Source organism: Mesorhizobium sp. P5_C1 (genome assembly GCF_054049815.1).
In genome coordinates, this window is the sequence record NZ_JBFULQ010000321.1 from 1 (window position 1) to 6,437 (window position 6,437).

Here is a 6,437-nt window from a genome sequence, read left to right on the forward strand (position 1 = left end):
GTCTGGAACCGTGATCACCGTCTTGGCGAGATTGATCGTGCCGGCAATCACCGGTGCGGAGGTCAGCGGCCCCTTGATCGTCAGGTCGCCGCCGAGATTGGCGGTCACCACCCGGCCGTCCGTATAACGGCCGTCCACCAGCTTGATCGACAGATCGGCCGGAAATCCTTGCGCCGGGTTGATGCCGACCGTGCCGCTGGCCGACAGGCTGCCGCGCGTCGACAGCGTGCCGGTCAGCCGGTTGATCCTTGCGACGCCGCCGGCGATCGATACGTCGGCGGCGATATCGTTGACCGCAAGGCCCGAGCGCGCGTCGACCAGGCGCGCGCCGGAGGTGCTGACCGAGCCGCCGATGACAGGCGATGTCGCTGGACCGCGAACCTGCACGTTGACATTTGCCGTTCCAGACAGGGACAGCCCCTGCGCGGCAAGCTTCTGGCTGAGCAGGCCGAACGGCACGGCGCCATTGAAATCGAGCACCAGCGCCGGCGTGCCTGCCGTCGTCACGGTGCCGCCGCCCTTGAGGCCAAGGCCGGCTCCATCACTGACATTGGCGTTGAAGGTCAGCTTGTTGGCGGCGAAGGTGCCGGACGAAGAAACACTCACCGCACCGACACCCGCACCCCGGGTCTGCGACGTCTGCACGCCGGTCGCATCGATGTTGAAGGCAACAGCGGGGCYCGCCGGCGCACCCGTCACCTTGGCTGTGCCCGAGATCGAACCGGCGGCATCGAGGCCCGGCGAGAAACTGTTGGCAAGTGACATCGGCACTCGCGCCAGCGTCGCGTTGATGTCGAGCGCCGTGCCGACCTTGCCGGTCACCGTCGCCGTGCCGCCGCCCAGGTTGAGCACCAGCCGGTCCAGCGTCGTCGTGCCATTGGCAATGCTGATGGTCGAGGCCTGGGCGATGGCCGCCTTGATGCCCTTGACCGTGGCCTGGCCGGAAGCAAGCTCGATGGTGGTTGTGCCGTTGGCCACTTTCACCCGGCCAGCGGCCTGCGCCGGGATGCCTTTTACGGTGGCGCCACCGGAAAAGCCGGTCCAGTCGCCATCGCGCTTCAAATCCACATTTATGCCGCTGATCACGGTGCCGCCTGATGTGACGGTGTCGGCGCGGATCTTTCCGGAAATCACCGGAGCAGCGAGATAGTTGGCGATGAGCGCATCGACGGAAACGGCCTTTGCCTGCAAATCGCCGCGCGAGATCGACGCCGTCGCCGCCTTGATCGCGACCTGCGGCGCGGTGCCGTTCTTGGAAAAGGCGATGGTGCCGCGCACGTCGCCTTCCGCCTTTTCCAGCGCAAGTGCCGCCAGTGGGCCGATATCAGGCAGGTCGAGCGCGATGGTGCCGACCGGCACGAACTTCTCGTCCAGCGCCAGATCGCCGGAGATCCTGTTCTTRCCAAGCGACAGCAGCAGGCCGTTGATGGCGCTTTTGCCATCCGCCGTCGCCAGCACCGCACTGCCTTGCAGTGGCTGGCCGGCGACATTGCCGGTGAGTTGCACATTCGCCGCCGGGTTGGCGGCATCGGCCTTGCCGGTGGCGGTAAGCTTCAGCCCGGTGATCTCGCGCGCGGCCACCAAAAGCCGATCGCTGTCGACCGTTAGCGACAGATCGGGCGCGGTCGCGGGACCCTGTGCGTTCAAGGCGAAGCCGATGGCGCCCTTGGCGTCTTTCGAGAGCAGCGAGATGTCGCTTAGCGCGCCCTTGATGTCGGCGGCGACCTTGTTGTCGGCAAGGCTTGCCTGCCCCTCGGCAGTCAGTGCACCGGAGGCCAGCTTCAATCCGTCGACATTGACATTGCCCGACGCATCGCGCTTCAGCGCAGCGCTCAGTTCCGCGCGTTCGGCAAGCACGCCGCGCACCGCCGCCGGCAGCGCAGCGGAGGCTGCGTCGGCTTTCAAATTGAGCTCGATGGCACCATCGGCCAGCGATACCCGGCCGCTAAAGCCGCTGTTCAGCGCATCGCTCGTCACCGAGCCGCTGTCGATGGTGATGGCATCCTTGGCGAGGCTGCCGGCAACCTTGGCCGTGACCTTCCCGGCGATCAGTGGCGCGATGGTTGGGTTGTCGAGGCCAATCTGGTCGGCCGACACCGTGCCGGAGATCGGACCCGTCCGGGCCTTCAGATCGAAAGCATCGGAATGCAGGGCGACGGCAACGCCCTCGACCTTGGTCAGCTTGGTGGCGACCGACGGCAGCGCCGCCGAAATATCGAGCCGCGGCTGCGTGCCCTGCCCCGCTACCCTTACCGACAGCGCCTGCAGTTCAAGCTTGATAGGGCTTTCCGCGCTGCCCAGCGTCAGCGGCAAGCTGGTTCCGGCCGAGGCGAGATCGAGGGCGAAATCGCTGGCGCCGTTCGGGTTTAGGGTGCCCGCCGCCTTGCCGGAAATCTTGTCGCCTGTGAGCGTCGCATGATCGAGCACGACGCCGCCGGCCACGGTGTAGCTGCCGGCTGCATCGACGGCGAGCGGACCGAGCTCCGCCTGCCGGGTCTGGCTGGTTTCGACGCCGGCCAGTTGTGCGTCGAACCGAACCTCGGGCGCAGATGGCGACCCGGTCACTTCAGCGGTTCCGCCGAGCGTGCCCACGGCATCGAGACCGGGCGAAAAATCATTGGCGAGTGCTGCCGGCAGTGCCGAAAATTGTGCCGCCAGATCGAGCGCCTGGCCGGCGGTGCCGGACAGTGTCACCGAACCACCGCCGACATCGAGCGCCAGTTTTTCGATGCTGGTCGTGCCATTGGCAATGCTCAACGTCGATGGCTGCGCGATCGCGGCCTTAATGCCGCGAACCGTGGCTTCACCCGAAGCGATCTCGATGCTGGTCGTCCCGTCCGCGATCTTGACCCGGCCGGCAGCGGTCGCCGGAATGCCCGATATTGTGGCGCCACCGGTAAAATTGGTCCAGTCGCCATCGCGCTTCAGGTCGACGCCGATGCCGCCGATTTCCGTGGTTCCCGAGGTGACGCTGTCGGCCTTGATTGAACCGGCGATCGCCGGCGCCTTGAGATAATTGGCAATCAGCGCATTGACGCTGATTGCCTTGGCCGTCACTTCGCCGCGCGCGATCGCCGTGCTCTTGGCGTCGATAGCCACCGAGGGCGCGTCGCCATCCCTGGCGAAGCGGATGGTGCCGTCGATGTCGCCCGTCACCGCCTGGCCGGCGAGCGCGGCCAATTGGTCGATAGCAGGCGCGGCGAGCGTCAGCGTGCCCAAGGGCATGAATTTGTCATCCAGCGCGAGGTCGCCCGAGACCTTGTTGTCGCCAAGCGAAACCAGGAACCCATTGATCGAACGCTTGCCTTCGCTGGTCACCAGCGCCGCCTTGATGTCCAGCGGCTGGTCGTTGACGGAACCGGTCAGCGAGACATTGGCGGAGGGGCTGGCAATGTCGGCCTTGCCGCTTGCCGTCAGCTTTATGCCCTTCACCGTGCGGCCCGAGGCCGTCAGGCTGTCGCTGTCGGCGGAGACCGTGAAATCCGGCGCCGTCCTGGCGCCGCTTGCCGACAGTGCAAAATCGACGCCGCCGGCCACCGGCACGCCAACCATTGGCGACAGCACCGAAACGTCGCCCAGCTTGCCCTTGATATCGGCCTGGATGTCGGCGCCTTGCGCGCTGGCGGTGCCGCTGGCGCTGAGCGTGCCGGAGGTGAGTGAGATCGAGTTGGCGGCAAAGGATCCCTGCGGATCGCGCGTCGCCGCGGCCGAGAATTTCACCCGGGCGCCGAGCACCGAGGCGATCTGCGGCGGCAAGGCCGTCGCCACGGCATCGGCATTCATCTTGAGCTGCATCGACAGGTCGGCAAGCGCCACCGTGGCGGTCAGCGAGGCGTTGACCGCGTCGGAGCGCAGCGTGCCTTCGTCGATGGCAATGGCGTCCTTGCTGACCGACCCGGCCAGATCGACATTGACCTTGCCGGTGACCAGCGGCGCCAGTGTCGCCACGTCGGTTTTGAGGCCGCCCGCCGCCAGCCTGACGGTGACCGGCCCGGCGCGATTCTGGATATCGAAGCCGTCCGAATGGATCTGCGCCGCCAGATCGTCCAGCCGCGTGCCGCCGGCGACGATCGAAACGAAGGAGGCGCCGATGTCGATGATCGGCGTCTTGCCGTCGCCGAACGCGCGCGCAGTGGCGTTGTTGATCGCCAGCATGATTGGCTGCGCCTTGCTGCCAACGCTGATCACCACAGGCGGGCCCTTGGCGGCGAGTTCGACCGCGAGATCGCTGGCACCGGCAGGATCGACGATGCCGGATGCGGTGCCGTGCACCGCATCGCTGTCGATGCTGGCGCGGTCGACACTGACACCGCCGGCCGATGTGGCGGTGCCGGCGACATCGAAGCTGGTCTTGCCGGCAAACAGCGGCTTCAAATTCTCCGGCAGGAAGCGCGCGAAATCACCGTCGCCCTTGGCCTCGATGTGATTGCCCTTGTCGGTCAGTTGGTGGCGCCCGGTGAGCTGGGTGACGATCTGGCCGTCGACAACGAAGGTCCCGATGCCGCTCCAGTTGGCCAGCGGGCCCGTCCCCGAGACAATGATGTCGACCGGCGGCGTATCAGGCAGATTGAGCAGGTTGGCGATGATGCCGCCCGCCGGCTCCGATGCCTTCAGATCGAGGTCGAGCTTGTTGTCGGCTGGCGCGAAATGGACTTTGGCGTCGACATTGCCTTGCTTGCCGTCATGGCGGGTGACGTTGAGCGTCGTCTCGACCGCCAGCGGCGCGGCGTCGACCTTGAGCATGCCCTTGGCGGCAAGTTCGGCGATGCCGCTGCCGGCCAGATCCTGGCCGAGCGCGATTTCGGGAAGGTCGATCTGCTTGATGTCAAGCGAGACCGGCAGCGTCGTCGTGCCGCCACTCTGCGCCGGCTGCGTGCTGGCCACCGGCAACCGGGCCAGTTCGATGCGTCCGGCGGCGATGCGGTCGGCGCTGAAGCTTTTCGACAGCAGCGCCAGGGGCGACCAGTCGACGGCGACCTTGCGCGCCACCAGCCAGGCGCCTTCACGGTCTTCCAGCACGACATGGTCGACGCTGAGCGCGCCCGACCAGATGCCGTCGATACCGCTGACGGTGATCTTGCGGTCATCGCTCGAGGCCAGCCGCGAAATGATGCCGGCAAGATTGTCGCGTCCACGCTCGGTCTTGGTCAGCACCACCAGCGCGCCGATCGCCCCGGCGACAGCGATGAGCAGCGTGTAGAGGACAATGCGAAGGATGCGCCTGAATATCTTCATCGCTCAGAACGCCTGTCCGATGCCGGCATAGATGCCGAAATGCGGATCGTCTGGATCACGATTGAGCGGCACGGCCGCGTCGATGCGCAGCGGCCCAAATGGCGTGACATAGCGCAAGCCGACACCGGCGCCGACTTTGACATCGGAGAAATTGGGCACCGATTTGGTCGACACCGTGCCGGCATCGACGAACGGCACGATGCCGATCGTGTCGGTGATGGCGATACGCATCTCGACCGAGGTCTCGAAGAAGGACAGACCACCGATCGGCTGGCCGTTGAAATCCTTGGGGCCGATGCCTTGGTAGGCATAGCCGCGCACCGAACCACCGCCGCCGGAATAGAAGCGCCGGTCGGCTGGTACATTTTCGAGGCTGGTGCCGACGATCGAGCCGACGGCGACACGCTCGGCCAGCACGAACTTCGAAGCCGAATCCAGCGACTGATAAGCCGAACCCTCGCCCTTCAGCTTGAGGAAGGCCGCACCGCTCAGAATGTCATAGCTCGGTTCGGCATAGGCCAGCACCCGGAAGCCGCCGGTCGGGTTCAGCCGGTTGTCACGGTTATCGTAGACATACTGCAGCGGAATGCTGGCGATCAGATATTTGTGCTTGCCGAAAGCATCGTGGATTCGCGAATAGTCGAGCGATACTTCCGCCGAGACCGTCTGCTTCTTGGTGAGTTCGTAGGACAGGCCGGTGCTGCCCTTGACCGAGAAATGGTCATAGGCGTCCGGATGCTCGAGCACGGTCTTGAACCTGGCGAAGAACTTTGACGCCGGCCCGATTACGCCCGGTTTTTCGAACATGATGCCGGCATTATAGTTGAGCTCGCTGAGGTTGTTGCTGCCAATACCGCTGATGGCCCCTTCGATGCGCAGCTTTTCGGCCCGGCCAAACAGGTTGCGGTGACCCCAATAGCCTTCCAGGCCGAGCCCCTCAGTGTTGGAGAAGGTCCCGCCAACACCGAAATAGCGTGGCTTGCGCTCACTGACCTGGAGGCCGATCGGAATGTTGCCGTCGGCATCGAGCTTGTCGGCTTCCTTGAACGTCACGCTGTTGAACACCTCAAGCGCCAGCAACCGGTCGCGCGCATCGCTGATCTCGTCGGGCGAGTATTGCCTGCCGCGCTTGAGGCCGGTCATGTATTCGGTGAAGTCGCGATCGACCTTCTCCGTGCCTTCCACCGTGGTGTCACCATAGC

General features: G+C 65.3%; 2 protein-coding genes. Both read right to left on the reverse strand.

The window, feature by feature from the left end; genetic code table 11:
* Positions 1-5,235 (reverse strand): translocation/assembly module TamB domain-containing protein (locus tag ACXJ7R_RS21790; protein WP_457153657.1); only part of this gene is annotated, 5,235 nt, incomplete at its 3' end.
* Positions 5,236-5,238: 3 nt separating this feature from the next.
* Positions 5,239-6,437 (reverse strand): autotransporter assembly complex protein TamA (locus ACXJ7R_RS21795; RefSeq protein WP_457153658.1); only part of this gene is annotated, 1,199 nt, incomplete at its 5' end.